Here is a 20,395-nt window from a genome sequence, read left to right as displayed (position 1 = left end):
TCGATCAGGCGGGGCTTTTTTACGCACGCAGTGTTGCTACCACTCGTCGCTACTGTCAGTTTTGACAGTAGCGAAGCTATAGCATCGTGAAGCATATCTGACGCTCCCCCCCTGTTCATGGGTATCAAGGAGCAGAATCATGAGGTTACCGACACTTTTTTTAACGCTATGTGCAACGGCGACCTTGTCAGGTTGCACTTTACCCGACAAACCGCCATCGAACGAGACACCTGAAAGTGAGTTTGTTTATGACGAGCGGGACGCCATACCCAATGACGTTCCGTTGCCCAAACCGGGTGTCAATCAGCGTCCTGTTGTGGGGGTTAAAAAAGTCTTGGTGAGTGTGGTTCATTGGAGCGACGGCGATGGCCTGAAGGACGATTTGATTCAAAAACACACCTTCTCTGATGATCCAAATTCTTTTCAAAATTATGTTAAAGCAGCCTCATCAGGAAAGTTGAACCTTGATGGCACAGTGATCTTTCATACCGCCGGGCCTCGCCCAGACCTATGCAAAAGTGGATCGCCAATGCCTATTTCACTCGCAACTTCAGAGGGTGATAAAGCAGCAAGGGCCAAAGGCCTAAATCCTGCGGGCTTCGATTACCTGATTAACATAATTGATTGTGGTGGAAGTGCATCTGCCTATAGACCGGGAAGAATCATGGGAATCTATGGTCAGGCTGGCAGCTCACATGTATACAACCATGAGTTCGGCCACAATCTGGGGTACGCCCATGGAAAAACCTACACGCGCTGTCCCAGCGCTGGCGACAGAATCGACGCTCCCGCCCACTGCACAACTATCAACTATGGTGACACTGGCGACTCGGTATCAGGAGGGGGAACACTCTATCCAACCAATAATCGTTGGTATTCCGGCTGGCTTGATTCATCACAAGCTGTTGTCATCAGTCGCTCGGGGTATTACCGGCTTGGCGTGCTGGGCGTGTCTAGGAGTACAGACCCTCAACTCTACTTGATCAACCGATCTGGCATACCAAGTCAGTTAGCCCTTGAATATCGAAAGCCAACCCCTTTTGACAACTTTCCACCCTCGGACAACCGGGTCAATGGCGTGTGGATGAGGTATACGAGCATGGCTGGTTCAGTGCACAACACTCAGCTGGACGCCACTCCAGAAACCGCTTCGACCGCAGATCCCGCTCTCGCAGCTAATGGCAGGTACATTTTCGATTCTGCTGCTGGTATTACCGTCAGGGTGTGCCGAACGACCCCCACGTATGCGGAGGTCGCCGTTGGAGTCAACTCTGAACTAGGTCCTTCATGTATCAGACCTACGATGCAACCTGATCAGGAGTAACGAATCAATCTCTGCACCGCCCTTAAATACAAAAGCCCCATCTGATCCAATCAGATGGGGCTTTTATTGTTTGATATCAAAGGATCGCGTTACGGTTCGAGCTGCTGCGGGGTTTCCTCGCCCATGCAGCGCACGGCCTTTTTCTTGGCGTTGATCAGCACGCCGGTCAGGCCTTTCTGTTCGGTGTCGAACAATACCAGCACGCCGTCGATGCACTGCGCGACCTGGGCTGCCGGCTCCAGGGAGACTTTGTAGTCTTCGCCCGGCACGGTCTTGAGCATGGTGAACTCGTTGAGCAGCAAGGCGTCTTCCGGCTTGGCAAAGTGCAGGTAGCCGTACCACCACAGGGCAGCGACCGTGCCCAGGATGCTGCAGATACCGGTGATGATCAGCGGGATGGCGTTACGTTCTTCACTCATTGCGGGCTCTCTTGCGGTTGATCGGGTGAATGGCTGGGGGCCGGGTAATTGGGGATCTCTCCCAGGCGGCGCACACCATTGAAGTGCTGCGGATCGTCCAGATAGCGCAGCATGACGGTTCGCCAGACCGGGTCGGCGAATGTCTGCACATGGCCACCGCGGGTCAATTGCAGCACCTTTGGCGGGGGCGCAGCTTGATACAGTCGGATGCCGTTGGAAAGAGGCACGATGGGATCGTCGATGCTGTGGTAGATCAATTTCGGTACAGCGTTGACTTGGGGCATGGCGCGGATTGCGCTGTCAGCGTCCGGCACCAGCCACGACAGCGGCACCTGGAACGGCCAGGTCAGCCAGGAAGTACTGAGGGCAAACTGGCCCACTTCGCGGTAACTGGCCGGCACGCCGTCGAGCACCAACGCCTTGAGTTGTACCTGGCGCTGCGGGTGTTCGGCCAGGTAGTGCAGCGCCATGGCGCCGCCCAGGCTCTGGCCGAGCACAATCAGCGGCGTGCCCTGTACCTGCGGCGCCTGGTCCAGCCATTTGAAGGCCGCATCGATATCTTGATAGACCTGCGGCAAACCTGGCTCGCCTGCCGACAGGCCATACCCGCGATAGTCCAGCAGCAGCACTTGATAACCCTGCTTGGGCAACCACCAACTGCCCCCCAGGTGTGCCGCCAGGTTGCCGCCGTTGCCGTGCAGATGCAGGACTGTGCCCTTGACCGCGACACCCTCTTTTGCCGGCAGCCACCAGGCATGCAGCTTGACCCCGTCGGCCGTGGTCAGGCTTACGTCGCGGTACTGCAGCCCGGCTTTATCCGGGGTGAACGGCAGGCCGGGCTCAGGATAGAACAGCAGTGAGCTGCAGCCATTGAGGGTCAGGAACAGGCACAGGATGCCGAGGATTCTCATCCGTTTGAAGCCTCGCGATGGGTTCAGGGTGGTACCACCCCGGGGTTACAGAATATTCGAGTAGTCCGCTTCGATCCGGTCCAGGCTCAGGTGGTTGAGGAAGTTGGAGAAGCACATCCAGGCCGACAGCGCGTTCATGTCACGGAACTGCGCGGGCAGGTACTTGGGCGGCTCCACCAGGCCTTCATCCACCAACTGGCGCAGGGTTCGCATGTCTTCCAGGGTGGTCTTGCCGCAAAACAGCAACGGGATCTGCTCAAGCTTGCCTTTGCGCACGGCCAACTGAATGTAGTTGTAAACCATGATAAAGCCCTTGAGATAGGACAAGTCTTTGGTAAATGGCAGGCCGTTTGGCACCGATCCACGGAATACCCGGCTGGCATTGCCATAACTCTCGGCCATTTCGAAGCCCTGCTCACGGAAGAACTCGAAAATCTGCAGGAAGTCCGCGCCCTCCTCGACCATATGGATCGCCCGGGTTCGGTTGGTCAGCTTGCGCAGGCGGCTCGGGTAGGAGGCGAAGGTGATGATCTCCATCAGGATCGCCAGGCCTTCCTGAGTCACGGTCGAAGACGGCGGGCCCTTGGACAGGAAGGTGCAGATTGGCTGGTTCAGCCCGTTGAGCGTGGTGCCAACGTGCACCAGACCCTCATGCACCTCCAGCGCTCGCACGTCACGCTCGTTGAACATCGCATCGGTGCGGATCTTGATGTAGTCGGCGCCAGCCGCCGCGTCGGCGACGATCCCGTCTGACTCGAACACCCGGATGGTTTCCTCGGCCTCGCCGAACACCTTGTTCAAGCGGGTCTGCAGCAGGTGTACCGCCTCTTTGGCGGTGAGGATCTTCGGCTCGTCCTTGAGGTCGCCGCGGCCATCGATGTTGTTCAAGTAGTCGGACATCATCAGGCCCAGATCGGCCAGGGTCGGGTCACCGGCATGGAACGCATCGGAGGCCGCGCCATACAGCTCCTGGGAAATCAGCCCGAAGTCCTCGGTGCCACGGGCCTCGAGCATCCGCACCACCATGCGGTACTCCTTGCACATGCGCCGCATGATCTGCCCGACCGGGTTGAACTGGCCGAGCTGGCGAGTGATGTCGCGCTCGATGTTCTGGAACTCCAGCTTGACTTTGCTCGAATCGAAAGCCAGTGGCCGATTGAGGTAATAGTCCCGGTCCACCGCCGGCATTTCCTTGCCCTTGGCTTTGAGAAACCCCTTGCGGATGCTGTCGTCCCACTTCACCGCATCAAGGACCCGGATCGGCGTTTGTGCCAGCACTATGCGATCAGACAAGGTGCGTATCGTCTGCTGGTAATCGTCCACCGGTTGCTCCCTTGGTTAACCGTTGCCTACTGCGCTGATTGAGTGGTGTGCGGTCGTTGATACCGCGCGGCCTCGACGAACACGTCGGAATTGGCCGGATCGTCGAGGTAGGCGAACACCTGGTCCATGCTGCTGTTGATCAGTACGCCGTCACCATCGTCGGTGCTGAACGGCTCACCCTTGAGTTGTTGCCCAAGCGCCTGGCGGATCTGCTCGAGATCGAGGTTGTAGATCACCAGTTCCTGTTTATCGTTCAGTTCAAACCCGGCGATAGTGAAGTTGCCGCCGTACTGGGCCGGCACCTTGGCCGAGAGGTACCAGCGATTGCCGTGGCGCGCCACCGTGAACGGATAGGCCTCGCGCTCCTTGGGCTTGGCCTTGAAGTAGCTGACCGCCTGGTAGCGGTCCGGGCCGACACGGGTCAGGTCCAGGTTCTGTGCTTCACCCCAGGCATTCTTGCTGGTCCATTTACCGAGCAACCCCGCCGGCGCAGCCTCGCTGCCCGGCATGGCCTGCTTGAATGACACCAGGCAGCCGCTGAGCAGCAGGAACGACAGGGTGATCACCACGACACGCCAGTACTTCATTCAAGACTCCTAGTCAGCACACACCGACAGCGCAATCTGCCCTCCCCCGAGGGTTACACCGAGGCCAGCACCAAGTGCATATACCGCGTGAGGATTCCGAGCATTTCATCCTCCGCCAGCGGCTGCGCCTCGTTGAGCAGGCCTTGATATTCCATCCGTCCGATTATCGCCGTCAACACTTTGGCATCCTGTTGCGGTTCCGGCGAGCCCAGCACCTGGAATAGCTGGCAGGTACCCTGCAGGAGAATCTGCTGATGGGAACGCACCAGCAACGCCAGGCGCGGGTTGAGCAAGGCCTCCTGGCGGAACGCCTGTTCCGCCATCAGGTGCTCGCGGCGGTTGAGCAGTTGCCGGTGCACATAGTCGGCGGTAAACCGGGCGATGTCGTCGGCCAGCCGCGAACGCGACTCGGGGCTGCCATCCCCGCTGTCGACCATCTCGTGCAGCAGCCCTTCATGATTGGCCCACAGCTTGGCCATGTAGGCCGCGCTACGCTCCACGTACTGGGCAAAGGTATCGGTGAGCAGGTCATCGATGTCCTTGAAATAGTAGGTGGTCGCCGACAATGGCACGCTGGCCTCGGCGGCTACGGCGCGGTGCCGCACCGCCCGCACACCGTCGCGCACGACAATGCGCATCGCGGCGTCGAGGATGTCCTGTCGACGCTGTTCACTGCCCTGTCGGCTGGCCTTGCGGCCCTGGTACTGAACACTTTCAGCGACCGCCGTAGCGACCCCCGCTGCTCCTTCTTGAGCATTTGCACGATTCACCGGTCTTACCTCGCAGTTGGAAGCAACAAGTTGATACGTTTGTTCCATACAGGCAATAAAAAGCCGCCTGATATAGGCGGCTTTTTCACTGCGGCATTTACGCTTGCGGTCGCATGTGCGGGAACAGGATCACATCGCGGATCGACGGTGAGTTGGTCAACAACATCACCAGGCGATCGATACCGATGCCCTCACCCGCCGTCGGCGGCATACCGTATTCCAGCGCACGTACGAAGTCGGCGTCGTAGTGCATGGCTTCGTCGTCACCGGCGTCCTTGTCGGCCACCTGGGCCATGAAACGCTCGGCCTGGTCTTCCGCGTCGTTCAGCTCGGAGTAGGCGTTGGCGATTTCGCGACCACCGATGAACAGCTCGAAGCGGTCGGTGACGTTCGGGTTGTCATCGTTGCGACGAGCCAGCGGCGACACTTCGAACGGGTACTGGGTAATGAAGTGCGGCTGCTCCAGCTTGTGCTCGACCAGCTCTTCGAAAATCATCACTTGCAGCTTGCCCAGACCTTCGAAGCCCAGCACCTTGGCCCCGGCTTTCTTGGCGATGGCACGTGCCTTGTCGATGTCGGTCAGGTCGTCGGCGGTCAGCTCAGGGTTGTACTTGAGGATCGAGTCGAATACCGACAGGCGCACGAACGGCTCGCCGAAGTGGAACACTTTGTCGCCGTACGGCACGTCGGTGCTGCCCAGGACCAGCTGTGCCAACTCGCGGAACAGTTCTTCGGTCAGGTCCATGTTGTCTTCGTAGTCGGCGTACGCCTGGTAGAACTCCAACATGGTGAATTCAGGGTTGTGACGAGTCGAAACGCCCTCGTTACGGAAGTTGCGGTTGATCTCGAAGACTTTCTCGAAGCCACCGACAACCAGGCGCTTGAGGTACAGCTCAGGCGCGATGCGCAGGAACATTTCCATGTCCAGGGCATTGTGGTGCGTTTCGAACGGCTTGGCCGCAGCACCACCAGGGATGGTTTGCAGCATCGGCGTCTCGACTTCAAGGAAGTCGCGCTGCATCAGGAAGCTACGGATATGGGCAATGACTTGCGAACGCACGCGGAACGTCTGGCGCACTTCGTCATTGACGATCAGGTCGACGTAGCGCTGGCGATAACGCTGTTCGGTGTCGGTCAGGCCGTGGTGTTTGTCTGGCAATGGGCGCAGCGACTTGGTCAGCAGGCGCACGCTGGTCATTTCCACGTACAGGTCGCCCTTGCCGGAACGGGCCAGGGTGCCTTCGGCTGCAATGATGTCGCCCAGGTCCCAGGTTTTCACCGCGGCCAGGGTTTCTTCGGACAGGGTCTTGCGGTTGACGTAGACCTGGATGCGCCCGGACATGTCCTGGATCACCATGAACGAGCCACGGTTGAGCATGATGCGACCGGCAACCTTGACCGGGATTGCAGCCTCTGCGAGCTCTTCCTTGGTCTTGTCCGCGTACTGCTTCTGCAGGGCATCGCAGTAGTTGTCACGGCGGAAGTCGTTCGGGAAGGCGTTGCCCTTGGCGCGCTCGGCAGCAAGCTTTTCCTTGCGCAGGGCGATCAGGGTGTTTTCTTCCTGTTGCAGGGCTTGCGGGTCGAGTTCTAGGTCGCTCATGTCTTCAAAAATTCCATCACGGGTTCGTTGCCCCCAGGCCAGCGGCCTGGGGATCGCCGGCAAGCCGGCTCCTACAGAGGATCGCGGTGAGTCAGGCGATCCCGTGTTGCATGTCTTACAAGCCTTGCTTCAGGCTGGCCACCAGGTATTCGTCGATGTCGCCGTCGAGCACCTTGTCGCAGTCGCTGCGTTCGATGTTAGTGCGCAGATCCTTGATCCGCGAGGCATCGAGCACATACGAGCGGATCTGGTGACCCCAGCCGATGTCCGACTTGGTGTCTTCCAGGGCCTGCGAAGCGGCGTTGCGTTTCTGCACTTCCTGCTCGTACAAGCGCGCCCGCAACATTTTCATCGCGGTGTCTTTGTTGGCGTGCTGGGAGCGTTCGTTCTGGCAGCTGACCACGGTGTTGGACGGTACGTGGGTGATACGTACGGCCGAGTCGGTGGTGTTAACGTGCTGACCACCGGCACCCGAGGAGCGGTAGGTGTCGATACGCAGGTCCGACGGGTTGATGTCGATTTCGATGTTGTCATCGATTTCCGGCGACACGAACACGGCCGAGAACGAGGTATGGCGACGGTTACCGGAGTCGTACGGGCTCTTGCGCACCAGGCGGTGCACGCCAATTTCGGTACGCAACCAGCCAAAGGCGTATTCGCCCTTGATGTGCACGGTGGCGCCCTTGATCCCGGCGACTTCACCGGCCGACAGTTCCATGATGGTCGCGTCGAAACCGCGTTTATCCGCCCAGCGCAGGTACATGCGCAGCAGGATGTTGGCCCAGTCCTGGGCCTCGGTGCCGCCAGAACCGGCCTGGATGTCCAGGTAGGCGTTGTTGGCGTCCATCTCACCGCTGAACATGCGGCGGAACTCGAGCTTCTCGAGGGCCTCGCGCAGGCGTTCGACTTCGGCTGCAACGTCGTCGACGGCAGCTTGGTCTTCTTCCTCGGCAGACATCAACAGCAGGTCCTTGGCATCAGCCAGACCGCTGGACATCTCATCGAGGGTTTCTACGATCTGGGCCAGCAGCGAACGCTCGCGACCCAGGTTCTGAGCGTACTCAGGGTTGTTCCAGACAGCCGGATCTTCAAGCTCGCGATTGACTTCGGTCAGACGCTCATGCTTTTGATCGTAGTCAAAGATACCCCCGAATAGTTTCGGAGCGCTCGGACAGGTCCTTGATACTGTTAAGGATCGGGTTGATTTCCATGGCGGGCAGCACTCGTTGGCGAACTTTTGAAAGCCGGCGAGTATAACGTAATCAGGCCGCCACGGCAGCCCGCCTGGCGGCTATTGAGCCACCAAAACGGCTGTTTTTTACTCGATCCCCACCTGATTGCGCCCATTGTGCTTGGCCAGGTACAAGCCCTTGTCTGCCGCCAAAATCAATTGCCGGCAGTCGCTGCCCTGCTGTGGGGTGATGGTCGACAGGCCGATGCTGATGGTCAGGCTCGCGCCTTCGGCCGGGGCGATGTGTGGAATCTTCAGGGCGGCGACGGTCTGGCGGAGTTTTTCCGCCACCAGTCGTGCGCCACCCGGCGAGGTGTTGGGCAGCACCAGGGCGAACTCTTCACCGCCATAACGCGCGGGCAGGTCCGAGGGCCGGCTACTGGCATCGCGGATCGCGGTCGCCACCTTGCGCAGGGCTTCATCGCCCTCAAGATGACCGAAGCTGTCGTTATAGGACTTGAAGTAGTCGACATCGATCATCAACAGCGACAATTGGGTCTGGTCACGCAACGAGCGCCGCCATTCCAGCTCCAGGTACTCGTCGAAGTGCCGGCGGTTCGACAGGCCGGTCAGGCCGTCGGAGTTCATCAACCGTTGCAGCACCAGGTTGGTGTCGAGCAACTGCTGCTGGCTGACCCGCAATGCCCGATAGGCTGCATCGCGCTGGATCAGCGTGGTGTAGGAGCGCGAGTGATAGCGAATGCGCGCCACCAGCTCGATATTGTCCGGCAGTTTCACCAGGTAATCGTTGGCCCCGGCGGCAAACGCCGCGCTCTTGATCAAGGGATCTTCCTTGGTCGACAGCACAATGATCGGGATGTCCTTGGTCGCCGGGTGGTTGCGGTAGTCGCGCACCAGCGTCAGGCCGTCCAGGCCAGGCATCACCAGGTCCTGCAGGATCACCGTCGGCTTGATGCGAATGGCCTGGGCGATGGCCTGGTGCGGGTCGGCGCAGAAATGGAAGTCGATGTTGTCTTCGTTCGCCAGACCCCGCCGCACGGCTTCGCCGATCATCGCCTGGTCGTCGACCAGCAGCACCATCGCGGCATTTTCATCGTTCTTGAAATCGTCGAGCTGTAACTCATCCATGGGGGTTCACCTGAAATACTACTTGGCCCGTACCGCTGCGGATGTCATTCATTTTGCAAAGATCTCCAGCAATCGTGGCGCTATTTTTTCCAGCGGGCGAATTTCCACCGCGGCGTCGATGGCGGCGGCGGCCTTGGGCATACCGTACACCGCGCTGCTGTGCTGATCCTGAGCGATGGTCAGGTAGCCCTGCTGGCGCATCAATTTGAGTCCCTGGGCTCCATCGCGGCCCATTCCGGTGAGTAGCACACCTACTGCATCACCGTTCCAGTAACTGGCCACACTTTCGAAGAACACATCGATCGAGGGCCGGTAGATTTCATTGACCGGCTCGGCGGTGTAGGCCAGCGTGCCGTTTTTCAACAAGCGAATATGGTGGTTGGTGCCAGCCAGCAACACCGTGCCGCTTTGCGGCGGCTCGCCCTCCTGGGCCAGGCGTACGTTCAGGCCACTGACACTGCTGAGCCACTGCGCCATGCCGGCGGCGAACACCTGATCCACGTGTTGCACCAGCACGATGGCCGCCGGGAAATCCCGCGGCAAGCCCTTGAGCAGCACTTCCAGCGCCGCCGGACCGCCGGCCGAGGAGCCAATGGCGACCAGGCGCTGGCGCGAGGCCGAACTGCGCAGCGGGCTGGGTGCCGGGCGTTCGCGGTTGCCCTTCTCGCCGATCAGCCAGCCAATGTTGATGATTTTACGCAGCAGCGGTGCGGCGGCTTCCTGGGCATTGCCGGCCCCCAGGGCCGGCGTGTCGACCACATCCAGCGCGCCGTACCCCATGGCCTCGAACACCCGATGCACATTCTGCTGGCGATCGACCGTGACGATGACGATGGCGCACGGCGTATCCGCCATGATCCGGCGGGTCGCCTCGACCCCGTCCATGACCGGCATGATCAGGTCCATGAGGATCAGGTCCGGCGTCAGTTCGGCGCAACGTTGCACCGCCTCCTTGCCATTGCTGGCCACCCACACCACCTGGTGCGCCGGCTCGAACGCCAGGGCCCGGCGCAGCGCTTCCACAGCCATCGGCATATCGTTGACGATTGCGATCTTCATGCCCGCGCTCCCCCTATGAGCTCTACCACTGCGTCGAGCAGCGCATCGTCATGAAAGCTGGCTTTGGCTAGATAATAGTCGGCTCCAGCGTCCAGTCCACGGCGCCGGTCCTCTTCACGGTCCTTGTAGGACACCACCATCACTGGCAGTGACTGCAGGCGATTGTCGCGGCGCAACAGCGAGACCAGCTCGATCCCGTCCATGCGCGGCATATCGATATCAGTAATCAACAGGTCGAAGTCCTCGGCGCGCAGGGCGTTCCAGCCGTCCATGCCGTCAACGGCGACGGCCACGTCATAACCTCGGTTGAGCAGCAGCTTGCGTTGCAACTCGCGCACCGTCAGCGAGTCATCGACCACCAGGATCCGCTTGCGGGCCACCTGCGCGGCTTGCTGGCTGTGCCGGGCGATCCGCTCCAGGCGCCCGGTATTGAGCAGTTTATCCACCGAGCGCAGCATGTCCTCGACGTCGACGATCAGCACCACCGAACCGTCATCCAGCAAGGCCCCGGCGGAAATATCCTGGATCTTGCCCAGGCGCTCATCCAGCGGCAGCACCACCAGGGTGCGCTCGCCGATAAAACGCTCGACGGCCACACCGTACACCGCATCGCGCTCACGAATCACCACCACCTTGAGGGTCGCGGCGCTGTTCTGGCTCACCGGCCGTTGCAGCAACTGGGTGGCGGCCACCAGCCCGACATGCCGGCCCTCGTGCCAGAAGTGCTGGCGCCCCTCCACCTGCACGATGTCCTCTGGCGCCAGGTCGCACATGCGCTCGATGTGCGCCAGCGGGAAGGCGTAGGCCTCCTCGCCGACTTCCACCACCAGGCTACGCACCACCGACAGGGTCAGCGGCACTTCAAGGTGGAAACGACTGCCCTCGCCCGCCTTCTGCTCCAGCACCACCGCGCCGCGCAACTGGCGCACCATGTGCTGGACGGCGTCGAGGCCGACGCCACGGCCGGAAACTTCAGTAACTTTGTCGCGCAGGCTGAAGCCGGGCAGGAACAGGAACGTCAGCAGTTCCTCTTCACTCAATTGCGCCGCGGTCTCGGCCGGCGACAGTTGACGCTGGACGATGCTGCGCCGGACCCGCTCCAGGTCCACGCCGTTGCCGTCGTCGCTCAGTTCCAGCACCAGCAGGCCCGCCTGGTGGGACGCCCGCAGGCGGATCAGCCCTTCGGCCGGTTTGCCGGCCAGCAAGCGCTGCTCCGGCGACTCGATGCCGTGGTCCACCGCATTGCGCAACAGGTGCGTCAGCGGTGCTTCGAGTTTTTCCAGCACGTCGCGGTCGACCTGGGTCTTTTCGCCCTCAATCTCCAGGCGCACCTGTTTGCCGAGGCTGCGGCCCAGGTCGCGGACCATCCGCGCCTGGCCGGTCAACACGTCGGCAAACGGCCGCATGCGGCAGGCCAGCGCAGTGTCGTACAGCACCTGGGCACGCTGGCTGGCTTGCCAGGCAAACTCGTCCAGCTCTGCCGTTTGCTCCGCCAGCAATTGCTGAGACTCGGCCAGCAGCCGCCGCGCATCCTCCAGGGCCTCCTCGACTTCCAGGCTCAGGCTCTGCTCCTTGAGCTGGGCATTGAGGTTTTCCAGGGCGCGCAGGCCGTTACTTTGCATACGCTTGAGGCGCTGCAGGGTCGCCAGATAGGGTTTCAAACGCTGGGTCTCGACCAGCGATTTACTCGACAGGTCGAGCAGGCTGTTCAGGCGCTCGGCAGTCACCCGTAGCACCCGCTCGCCGCCCTCGGTGACCCGTTTGGCAGGCTTGGCGAGTTCCGCCAGCAGAGGCTCCGGCTCCGACAGTTCGAAGCGCGCGGCCGGCGGTTCGAGTTGCAACTCGGCCATCGGCAGCTCCGGCGCCAGCGGTGGCAGGCTCACCGGTGTCGGCGCCGACGCGGGATCGAGCAACTGCCCCATCAACGCCACATAGGCGTAGATATCACTGGGCCCGACCTCGTTGCCAGGCGTGGCGATGCGCATCAGCAGGTCGGTGCCTTGCAGCAACGCGTCAATGTGCTCGGGGCGCAGCAGAAGCCGGCCTTCCTGGGCACTGACCAGGCAATCCTCCATCACATGGGACACTTCGACCCCGGCATCGACGCCAACAATCCGCGCCGCGCCCTTGAGCGAGTGGGCGGCGCGCATGCAGGCTTCCAGGTGATCGGCCTGGGTCGGATCACGCTCCAGCGCCAGCAACCCGGCGCTGAGTACTTGGGTCTGGGCCTCGGCCTCCAGGCTGAACAACTCCAGCAGCGACGCGTCGCGCATTTGCTCGGGGGTCATGTGAGGCTCCGGGTCACGGCGGACAGCAACTGCTCTTCATCCAGCCAACGCAAACTGCGACCGTTAAATGGCAATACGCCTCGGGTGTACTTCGCGCTGGCCTGCTGGCCCGAGCGCGAGGCTGCGTCGAGCAGCCGTTGATCAATCGCATGGATCCCATCGACCTCGTCCACCGGTACCACCACCGGACCGCCGTGGGCGGCAATGATCAACATGCGCGGCATGACCCGCGCACCGGACGCGGCCACCGTCGAGGCCTCCAGCCCCAGCAACTCCACCAGCGACAGGCAGGCCACCAGTGCGCCGCGCACATTGGCCACCCCCATCAGCGCCCGCGAGCGCTGGTGGGGCAAGGAATGCACCGGCTGCAAAGGCGCCACTTCCACCAGGCTGCGGGTGCTCAGCGCCAGCCACTCTTCGCCCAGGCGAAACATCAGCAATGAACGGGTGGCGACCTGTACCTCGACCGTCGCCGAGCCATGGGCCTGGTCGTCCTGCTGCAGCGCATAGCGGTCCAGCAAGCGGGTAGCCGCGGCCGAGTAGACCGCGCAGTTGCGGCAATGAATATGCTCGGCCAGCAACCCACAGGACTTGTCACCGTGGACACCGATGCGGTTCCAGCAGTCGTCGATGGCCTGGGCATCGGCGTGGGTCACGTTCAACGAAACTGAACCGATCATCGTTTGCGCTCACTGTCAGCGGTACGTTCGTTGCGCGCCGCGCGCTCCTGCAAGCGTCGGCTCCCAGCCACATCGCCCTGGGACGCGAGCAACGCGGCCAGGTGCATCAGGGCTTCGGGGTGTTGCGGCTCCAGGTACAACGCCTTGCGATAAAACCCCTGGGCTTCCAGCACGCTGCCAGCCACATCACTGAGCAGGCCTAACCAGTAGAACACTTGCGCCACCGGGCCGTGGCTGCGCAGGTACGCCTCACAGGCGGCACGCGCTTGCGGGCTTTTGCCTTCGTTGGCCAGGGTCGCAATGTGTGCCAACAGCACCGCCGCATCGCCAGCGTCTGGCTGCTCGGCCCGCGGCGACACTGGGCGGGCTACGGTTGCAAAGGGTCGACTGCGCACTGGCGGCGCAGGCGCGCGGCGCACCGGCAAGCTCACTGGCAGCGCTGGCGCAATATAGGCCGGCAGTGGCTGGGGTTCAGGCTCGCTGTGGCGGCTGAAGGCAAACGACTGGGGAATGCCGATCGAGCGCATGCCCAGGCGCCCCAGCAGACTGCCTTCGGCCGGGCCGATGAACAGCACGCCATCGACGTGGGTCAGGCGCTTGAGCACTTCAAAGACCTGGGTCTGGGTCGGCAGGTCAAAGTAGATCAGCAAGTTGCGGCAAAACACGAAGTCATAGGCCGGTTCATTGGCCAGCAAGCTCGGGTCCAGTAGGTTGCCGACCTGCAAACGCACTTGTTCGCGAACCCGCTCGCTGAGGCGATAACCGTCGTCTTCAGCGCTGAAATGCCGCTCGCGAAAATCGCCCTGCTCTCCGCGAAAGGAGTTCTTGCCATAGCACGCCCGCTTGGCCCGTTCCACCGACAACGGGCTGACGTCCAGGCCGTCGACCTTGAACTGATGAGGTGCCAACCCGGCATCGAGCAAGGCCATGGCAATCGAATAGGGCTCCTCGCCGGTGGAGCACGGCAGGCTGAGGATGCGCAGAGCCCGCATGTTATTGAGCTCGCCCAGGCGTTTGCTTGCCAGCCTGGCCAGGGTGGCAAAGGATTCCGGATACCGGAAAAACCAGGTCTCGGGCACGATCACCGCTTCGATCAGCGCTTGCTGTTCGTCTCGCGAACCCAGCAAGCGTTGCCAGTATTGATCGGCCGTTTGCACCTGCTGCGCGGTCGTGCGCTGGCGTACCGCGCGCTCGATGATCGCCGGCCCGACGGAGGTCACGTCCAGGCCGATGCGTTCTTTGAGGAAGTCGAAAAAGCGCTGGTCGCTGCTCATGCTCGATCCTCAAGCATTGACAGGTCCAAGGGTGGCGACGGAAACAGCAGCGCCTGCACCTGGGCATCCAGCAGGTCCGCGACCCGCACCCATTGCAGCAGTCCCTGGGCATCTTCGCGCACGGGCCCCAGATACGGCGCCTGGCGATTGTCCAGGCCGTAGGGTTGAAACTCCGCCGGATTGCAGCGCAAGGTGTCGGTGGCCTGCTCGAGAATCAATCCCAGCAACTGCGCTGGCAGCGTGGCATCGGGTCGATAGTGCACCAGCACCAGGCGGGTGCTGGTGCGTGCTTCGGCAGCCAGGCCGAAGGTCAGCGCGCCGACATCGATCACCGGCACCACCGTCCCGCGGTAGCCGAACACCCCGGCGACCCAATGCGGCGCCTGGGCAATCGGCTTGAGCGGCAGGCGTGGCAGCACCTCCGCCACCTCGACGGCCTGCAAGGCATAACGCTCGCCACCGATGCGAAACACCAGGAACAGCGCTTGTTTCGGGGCCACACCCGCGCCCCGCTTGACCACGAGCTCGCTCATCAGACTTTGAATCGCGAGACGCCGCTGCGCAGCCCGACGGCCACCTGGCTCAATTCGTCGATGGCGAAACTGGCCTGGCGCAGCGACTCGACGGTCTGGCTGCTGGCATCGCCCAACTGCACCAGCGCGTGGTTGATCTGTTCGGCGCCGGTGGCCTGGGCCTGCATGCCTTCGTTGACCATCAGCACCCGCGGCGCCAGCGCCTGGACCTGATGGATGATCTGCGACAGTTGTTCGCCGACCTGCTGCACTTCGGACATGCCGCGGCGCACTTCTTCGGAGAACTTGTCCATGCCCATCACACCGGCCGAGACTGCGGACTGGATCTCACGGACCATCTGCTCGATGTCATAGGTGGCAACGGCCGTCTGGTCGGCCAGTCGCCGCACTTCGGTGGCGACCACGGCAAAACCGCGACCGTACTCACCGGCCTTTTCCGCCTCGATGGCGGCGTTCAGCGACAGCAGGTTGGTCTGGTCGGCGACCTTGACGATGGTCACCACCACCTGGTTGATGTTGCCGGCCTTCTCATTGAGGATCGCCAGCTTGGCATTGACCAGGTCGGCCGCGCCCATCACCGAGTGCATGGTGTCTTCCATGCGCGCCAGGCCCTGTTGACCGGAGCCGGCCAGTACCGAAGCCTGATCGGCAGCGGTGGAAACCTCGGTCATGGTGCGTACCAGGTCACGGGAGGTCGCCGCGATTTCCCGCGAGGTCGCCCCGATTTCCGTGGTGGTCGCCGCAGTTTCGGTGGCCGTGGCCTGCTGTTGCTTGGAGGTGGCGGCGATCTCGGTCACCGAGGTGGTGACCTGTACCGAAGAACGCTGGGCCTGGGACACCAGTGCGGTGAGCTCGGTCATCATGTCGTTGAAGCCGCTTTCCACGGCGCCGAACTCATCCTTGCGGTCGAGGTTGAGGCGATTGCTCAAGTCCCCGGTGCGCATGATTTCGAGGATCTTCACGATGCGGTTCATCGGCGCCATGATCGCGCGCATCAGCAGCAGGCCGCAGAGCGCCGCCGCCAGCACCGCCACCAACAACGACACGCCCATGCTGATTTTCGCCGCGACGACGGCGTCGTCGATGGCGGTGGTCGCGTGGTCGGCAACCGCCTTGTTCTCGCGGATGACATCATTGAGCTTCAGGCGGCCGGCAACCCAGGCTGGCGTCAACTGCTCGTTGAACAGCTTGATTGCCTCTTGCTCCTGGTGGTTCTTATGCAGCTCAAGGACGGTGGCCAGAATCCGCTTGAAATCCTGATGCGCTTTCTCGAAGGCATCGAACTCGGTGCGGTCCTCGACACCATGAATAGTCGCGGCGTAGTTGGCCATTTGTTCTTCGAGACGCTGCTCGAAGGCCTTGAAATCGGCGAGGTCTTGCTCATTGACCCCCTGCCCTTCCTCCAGGCCGAGCATTTTCTGGATCTTGAGGTAGCTGTCGACCCAGGCACTGCGAATCATCGAGCTGTAGTAGACCCCAGGCACGGCATCGTCGCGAACGCTGTTCTCGCTGGCTTCGATCTTCAGCAGACGTGAATAAGAGACGACCACCATCAACAGCATGATGGCGATAATCACCGCAAAGCTCGCCAAAATGCGTTGGCGCAACGTCCAGTTCTTCACAGTCAGTCCTCGGGGCCATTCAAATGGTGGGGAGTATAGCCGAGGGCGCGCTGGGTTTAAGCAGCGGTTGCGCACTGCGTCTCATCCCGAGCGAAAAGTCTGGATCCGCTCTGGGACGGCTACTTTCCGTCAGATGGGTTGGGGGCCGCCAGTGATATTTGTGTAGAAACAGACGGTGGATTGGCCATTGCGGGCGAGCCGGCGAGGCTGCGTTCGAGGACACAGTCCTCGCCGTGTTTCACTTGGCGATGGCTCACCTGCGACACTCAGAGACGCACCTGCCGCTCCAGCTCGGCCTTCAATCCTGGCTCCAACTTGAGCTGGCGGGCCAGTTCGTCGAGGTAGGACTTCTCCATGAAGTTCTCCTCGTCCACCAACATCACGCTGGCGATGTACATCTCGGCGGCCATTTCCGGGGTGCTGGCGGCGCGGGCGACGTCGGTCGGGTCCAGTGGTTTGTTGAGTTCGGCGTGCAGCCAGTGCTGCAGTTCCTGGTCGTTGTCCAGCTTGCGGAACTCGCCCTCGATCAGCTCACGCTCGCGCGCGTCGACGTGCCCATCGGCCTTGGCAGCAGCCACCAGGGCCTTGAGGATGGCCTGGCTGTGCTGCTCGACCTGCGCCGGCGGCAGGCGATCGAGGGTTTGCGGCTCGGTCTGCGGCGCCGTGCCCTGCTGGGCCTGCCAGTTGCCGTAGGCCTTGTAGGCAATCACGCCGAGTGCCGCGAGGCCGCCATAGACCGCCACCTTGCCGCCGACTTTGCGCGCCTTCTTGTTTCCCAGCAGCAGACCCATCGCGCCGGCGGCCAAGGCCCCGCCGCCAGCGCCGGAGAGCAGGCTGCCCAGTCCGCCGCCAGCTGCTTTGTTCTGGGTTCCACCGGCCTTGTTCTGCAACAGGTCCTGGCCGGACTTGAGTAACTGATCGAGCAAACCACGGGTAATCATGTGTCGCCTCCAGAAAATCACGTTTAACCAATAAATAAGGCCATCAGCCTAGATCTAAAGTGCCCGAGGCCCGTCAGCGAGAGTGCTTCCAGATGTTGCCCAGCCCTTGCGGCCGCCTTGCTAGCTGGGCTAGGGCATCGATAAAAAAGATATACACTGGGAAAAATCTATAAAAACCGCCCACCGGGTACTTTTCCCATGATGACCCTGCGTCAGATCCGTCACTTCATCGCCGTCGCCGAAACCGGCTCGATCTCGGCCGCCGCACAAGCGGTGTATATCTCCCAGTCCACCTTGACCCTGGCCATCCAGCAACTGGAGCAGGAGATTGGGGTCAACCTGTTCAACCGCCACGCCAAGGGCATGACCCTGACCCATCAGGGACACCAGTTCCTGCGCCAGGCGCATTTGATCCTGGCCACCGTGGACAATGCCAAACGCAGCCTGCAGCAGAGCACCGACCAGGTGGCCGGGCAGTTGACCATTGGAGTCACCAGCCTGGTCGCGGGCTACTACCTGGCCGACCTGCTGACCCGCTTTCAACGGGCCTACCCCAATGTCGAGCTCCGGGTCATGGAAGATGAGCGCCCGTACATCGAGCACTTGCTGGTCAGTGGCGAAATCGATGTCGGGGTGCTGATCCTGTCCAACCTCGAGGATCGTCACGCCCTGCAAACCGAGGTACTGACTCACTCGCCCCACCGCTTGTGGCTGCCGGCCCAGCACCCGCTGCTGGAGCACGACAGCATCAACCTGGCGGACGTCGCCCGCGAACCACTGATCCAACTCAACGTCGACGAGATGGACCGCAACGCCCAGCGCATGTGGCGAGCTGCCTCGCTGCAGCCACGCATCACCCTGCGCACCGCCTCCACCGAGGCCGTGCGCAGCCTGGTCGCAGCGGGCCTGGGGGTGTCGATCCAGCCCGACATGACTTACCGCCCATGGTCCCTGGAAGGCGACATCATCGAAGCACGGCCCATCGCCGACCTCAGCCAGACCCTCGATGTCGGCCTGGCCTGGCGCCGCGGCACCGCCCGCCCGGCACTGGTCGACCCCTTCCTGACGGTGGCCCGCGAACAGCCACCCGGCGGGCGCAAGCCATCTATTTAATCGAACGCTGCATTCAGTATTTAGTATTTGTCGTCCTCAAGCCCCGCCACTAGTCTTTGTACATCTATAAGACGGTCGGGGCCCCAGTCACAGGGAGCACCATGGCCACACAACAAAAGAGAATCCGAAAAATGCCCGCCGCGCAGACCCCTTTGTTCACCGCATTGCTGATCGACGGTGAATTGGTAGCCGGCCAGGGCTTTGTCGAGCCGATTCTCAATCCGGCCACCGGCGAAGTGCTGACCCACATTGCCGAAGCCAGCACCGAACAGGTCGAAGCCGCGATCCTCGCCGCCCACCGGGCCTTTGCCGGCTGGTCGCGGACCACCCCGCAACAGCGCTCGAACATCCTGCTGGAAATCGCCAACGCCATCGAAAAACACGCTGACCTGCTGGCCCGCCTGGAATCGTTGAACTGCGGCAAGCCACTGCACCTGGCGCGCCAGGATGACCTCAGTGCGACGGTCGATGTGTTCCGCTTCTTCGCTGGCGCCGTGCGCTGCCAGACTGGCCAGCTCAGCGGTGAATACCTGCCGGGCTACACCAGCATGGTGCGCCGTGACCCGATTGGCGTAGTGGCCTCGATTGCGCCGTGGAACTACCCGATCATGATGGCCGCCTGGAAAATCGCCCCGGCCCTCGCCGCCGGCAATACCCTGGTGTTCAAGCCCTCCGAACATACCCCGCTGTCGATCCTGGCCCTGGCGCCAGCGCTGGCCGAGATCCTGCCGCGCGGGGTGATCAACATCATCTGCGGGGGCGGTGAAGGGGTCGGCAGCCACCTGGTCAGCCATCCCAAAGTACGCATGGTCTCGCTCACTGGCGACATCGTCACCGGGCAGAAAATCCTCCAGGCCGCCGCCAAGACCCTCAAGCGCACCCACCTGGAACTGGGCGGCAAGGCACCGGTGATCGTCTGCAACGATGCCGACCTGCAAGCCGTAGTCGCCGGCGTGCGCAGCTACGGTTACTACAATGCCGGGCAGGACTGCACCGCAGCCTGCCGCATCTATGCCCAGGTGGGGATACACGACAAGCTGGTGGCGGAACTGGGCGCGGCGGTCAGCAGCCTGCGATTCGCCGGCAAGCGTGACGCCGACAACGAGATCGGCCCACTGATCAGCACCCGCCAGCGCGACCGCGTGGCCAGCTTTGTCGAACGCGCCCTCGGCCAGCCGCACATCGAACGGGTGACCGGCGCGGCAGTGCATTCCGGCGCCGGTTTCTATTACCAGCCAACCCTGCTCGCCGGTTGCAAGCAAAGCGATGAAATCGTCCAGCGCGAAGTGTTCGGCCCGGTGGTCACCGTGACCCGCTTCGACGAGCTGGAGCAAGCGGTGGATTGGGCCAACGACTCGGAATATGGCCTGGCGTCGTCGGTCTGGACGCAAAACCTGGACAAGGCGATGCAGGTCGCGGCGCGCTTGCAGTACGGCTGCACCTGGATCAACAGCCACTTCATGCTGGTCAGTGAAATGCCCCACGGCGGTTTGAAACGCTCCGGCTACGGCAAGGACCTGTCCAGCGACTCGCTGCAGGACTACAGCGTGGTGCGGCACATCATGGCCCGTCACGGCAATGACCTGAAATAACGCTACTAAGCTAATAACAAGCCGAAAAGGCCAGCTGCA

The 20,395-nt window shown here is 61.9% G+C and carries 18 protein-coding genes; 3 read left to right on the top strand and 15 right to left on the bottom strand.

Annotated elements, in window-relative coordinates; genetic code table 11:
- Positions 1 to 139 precede the first annotated feature (139 nt).
- Positions 140 to 1,324 carry a transposase gene (locus QMK50_RS19185; protein WP_320333737.1) on the top strand — a complete coding sequence of 395 codons (1,185 nt, stop codon included), beginning with the start codon at positions 140 to 142 and terminating at the stop codon, positions 1,322 to 1,324.
- 89 nt (positions 1,325 to 1,413) lie between these two features.
- Here QMK50_RS19185 and QMK50_RS19180 read toward each other — a convergent pair whose 3' ends face one another.
- From QMK50_RS19180 to QMK50_RS19110, 15 genes are all read right to left on the bottom strand, one after another.
- Complete coding sequence (locus tag QMK50_RS19180; RefSeq protein WP_095166731.1) at positions 1,414 to 1,743, bottom strand: hypothetical protein; 330 nt, start codon at positions 1,741 to 1,743, stop codon at positions 1,414 to 1,416.
- A complete protein-coding gene (locus tag QMK50_RS19175; protein ID WP_095166729.1) occupies positions 1,740 to 2,654 on the bottom strand; it encodes an alpha/beta hydrolase in 915 nt (304 codons plus the stop codon). The genes QMK50_RS19180 and QMK50_RS19175 overlap by 4 nt, the downstream gene beginning before the upstream one ends.
- 45 nt (positions 2,655 to 2,699) lie before the next feature.
- Positions 2,700 to 3,977: a flavohemoglobin expression-modulating QEGLA motif protein gene (locus tag QMK50_RS19170; protein ID WP_095166715.1), complete on the bottom strand. Its 1,278-nt coding sequence runs from the start codon at positions 3,975 to 3,977 to the stop codon at positions 2,700 to 2,702.
- 26 nt (positions 3,978 to 4,003) lie between these two features.
- On the bottom strand, positions 4,004 to 4,564 hold the full coding sequence (locus QMK50_RS19165) for a hypothetical protein (protein WP_095166713.1): 561 nt from the start codon (positions 4,562 to 4,564) through the stop codon (positions 4,004 to 4,006).
- A gap of 53 nt (positions 4,565 to 4,617) precedes the next feature.
- The gene (locus tag QMK50_RS19160; protein ID WP_320333736.1) at positions 4,618 to 5,334 is read right to left on the bottom strand and encodes a TetR family transcriptional regulator; all 717 of its coding nucleotides are present in this window, start codon (positions 5,332 to 5,334) and stop codon (positions 4,618 to 4,620) included.
- Positions 5,335 to 5,431: 97 nt separating this feature from the next.
- Positions 5,432 to 6,934, bottom strand: a complete 1,503-nt coding sequence (lysS, locus tag QMK50_RS19155; RefSeq protein WP_095166709.1) for a lysine--tRNA ligase — start codon at positions 6,932 to 6,934, stop codon at positions 5,432 to 5,434.
- A 115-nt stretch (positions 6,935 to 7,049) separates the two neighbouring features.
- A protein-coding gene (prfB, locus tag QMK50_RS19150; RefSeq protein WP_143501160.1) for a peptide chain release factor 2 occupies positions 7,050 to 8,145 on the bottom strand; the annotation gives its coding sequence in 2 pieces (ribosomal slippage) (positions 7,050 to 8,072 and positions 8,074 to 8,145; 1,095 coding nt in all).
- Positions 8,146 to 8,252: 107 nt separating this feature from the next.
- Positions 8,253 to 9,254: a response regulator gene (locus QMK50_RS19145; protein ID WP_095166707.1), complete on the bottom strand. Its 1,002-nt coding sequence runs from the start codon at positions 9,252 to 9,254 to the stop codon at positions 8,253 to 8,255.
- Positions 9,255 to 9,302: 48 nt separating this feature from the next.
- Positions 9,303 to 10,313: a chemotaxis response regulator protein-glutamate methylesterase gene (locus QMK50_RS19140; protein ID WP_095166705.1), complete on the bottom strand. Its 1,011-nt coding sequence runs from the start codon at positions 10,311 to 10,313 to the stop codon at positions 9,303 to 9,305.
- Positions 10,310 to 12,601, bottom strand: a complete 2,292-nt coding sequence (locus QMK50_RS19135; RefSeq protein ID WP_320333735.1) for a hybrid sensor histidine kinase/response regulator — start codon at positions 12,599 to 12,601, stop codon at positions 10,310 to 10,312. The genes QMK50_RS19140 and QMK50_RS19135 overlap by 4 nt, the downstream gene beginning before the upstream one ends.
- A complete protein-coding gene (locus QMK50_RS19130) occupies positions 12,598 to 13,281 on the bottom strand; it encodes a chemotaxis protein CheW (protein ID WP_095166701.1) in 684 nt (227 codons plus the stop codon). The genes QMK50_RS19135 and QMK50_RS19130 overlap by 4 nt, the downstream gene beginning before the upstream one ends.
- Positions 13,278 to 14,555, bottom strand: a complete 1,278-nt coding sequence (locus QMK50_RS19125; protein WP_320333734.1) for a CheR family methyltransferase — start codon at positions 14,553 to 14,555, stop codon at positions 13,278 to 13,280. Before QMK50_RS19125 ends, QMK50_RS19130 begins: the two co-directional genes overlap by 4 nt.
- Positions 14,552 to 15,088, bottom strand: a complete 537-nt coding sequence (locus QMK50_RS19120) for a chemotaxis protein CheW (RefSeq protein ID WP_095166697.1) — start codon at positions 15,086 to 15,088, stop codon at positions 14,552 to 14,554. Before QMK50_RS19120 ends, QMK50_RS19125 begins: the two co-directional genes overlap by 4 nt.
- On the bottom strand, positions 15,088 to 16,650 hold the full coding sequence (locus QMK50_RS19115) for a methyl-accepting chemotaxis protein (RefSeq protein WP_413787325.1): 1,563 nt from the start codon (positions 16,648 to 16,650) through the stop codon (positions 15,088 to 15,090). Before QMK50_RS19115 ends, QMK50_RS19120 begins: the two co-directional genes overlap by 1 nt.
- A gap of 326 nt (positions 16,651 to 16,976) precedes the next feature.
- Entirely contained in the window at positions 16,977 to 17,651 is a 675-nt protein-coding gene (locus tag QMK50_RS19110) for a tellurite resistance TerB family protein (RefSeq protein ID WP_159993983.1), read from the bottom strand.
- Positions 17,652 to 17,849: 198 nt separating this feature from the next.
- On the opposite strand from QMK50_RS19110, the gene QMK50_RS19105 reads away from it, so the two are divergent.
- A complete protein-coding gene (locus tag QMK50_RS19105; protein ID WP_095166691.1) occupies positions 17,850 to 18,764 on the top strand; it encodes a LysR family transcriptional regulator in 915 nt (304 codons plus the stop codon).
- 101 nt (positions 18,765 to 18,865) lie between these two features.
- A complete protein-coding gene (locus QMK50_RS19100; RefSeq protein ID WP_320333733.1) occupies positions 18,866 to 20,356 on the top strand; it encodes a gamma-aminobutyraldehyde dehydrogenase in 1,491 nt (496 codons plus the stop codon).
- Positions 20,357 to 20,395: the final 39 nt, after the last annotated feature.

It is taken from the genome of Pseudomonas sp. P5_152, from assembly GCF_033989915.1.
GTDB lineage: Bacteria > Pseudomonadota > Gammaproteobacteria > Pseudomonadales > Pseudomonadaceae > Aquipseudomonas.
This window is presented reverse-complemented; position numbering and strand designations above follow the sequence as displayed.

Bases quoted from the DNA above. Each gene is read 5' to 3' on its own strand.
- QMK50_RS19185 (WP_320333737.1), top strand. From the start codon at position 140: ATGAGGTTACCGACACTTTTTTTAACGCTATGTGCAACGGCGACCTTG.
- QMK50_RS19180 (WP_095166731.1), bottom strand. From the start codon at position 1,743: ATGAGTGAAGAACGTAACGCCATCCCGCTGATCATCACCGGTATCTGC.
- QMK50_RS19175 (WP_095166729.1), bottom strand. From the start codon at position 2,654: ATGAGAATCCTCGGCATCCTGTGCCTGTTCCTGACCCTCAATGGCTGC.
- QMK50_RS19165 (WP_095166713.1), bottom strand. From the start codon at position 4,564: ATGAAGTACTGGCGTGTCGTGGTGATCACCCTGTCGTTCCTGCTGCTC.
- lysS (WP_095166709.1), bottom strand. From the start codon at position 6,934: ATGAGCGACCTAGAACTCGACCCGCAAGCCCTGCAACAGGAAGAAAAC.
- QMK50_RS19145 (WP_095166707.1), bottom strand. From the start codon at position 9,254: ATGGATGAGTTACAGCTCGACGATTTCAAGAACGATGAAAATGCCGCG.
- QMK50_RS19140 (WP_095166705.1), bottom strand. From the start codon at position 10,313: ATGAAGATCGCAATCGTCAACGATATGCCGATGGCTGTGGAAGCGCTG.
- QMK50_RS19135 (WP_320333735.1), bottom strand. From the start codon at position 12,601: ATGACCCCCGAGCAAATGCGCGACGCGTCGCTGCTGGAGTTGTTCAGC.
- QMK50_RS19130 (WP_095166701.1), bottom strand. From the start codon at position 13,281: ATGATCGGTTCAGTTTCGTTGAACGTGACCCACGCCGATGCCCAGGCC.
- QMK50_RS19125 (WP_320333734.1), bottom strand. From the start codon at position 14,555: ATGAGCAGCGACCAGCGCTTTTTCGACTTCCTCAAAGAACGCATCGGC.
- QMK50_RS19120 (WP_095166697.1), bottom strand. From the start codon at position 15,088: ATGAGCGAGCTCGTGGTCAAGCGGGGCGCGGGTGTGGCCCCGAAACAA.
- QMK50_RS19115 (WP_413787325.1), bottom strand. From the start codon at position 16,650: ATGCTGTTGATGGTGGTCGTCTCTTATTCACGTCTGCTGAAGATCGAA.
- QMK50_RS19110 (WP_159993983.1), bottom strand. From the start codon at position 17,651: ATGATTACCCGTGGTTTGCTCGATCAGTTACTCAAGTCCGGCCAGGAC.
- QMK50_RS19105 (WP_095166691.1), top strand. From the start codon at position 17,850: ATGATGACCCTGCGTCAGATCCGTCACTTCATCGCCGTCGCCGAAACC.
- QMK50_RS19100 (WP_320333733.1), top strand. From the start codon at position 18,866: ATGGCCACACAACAAAAGAGAATCCGAAAAATGCCCGCCGCGCAGACC.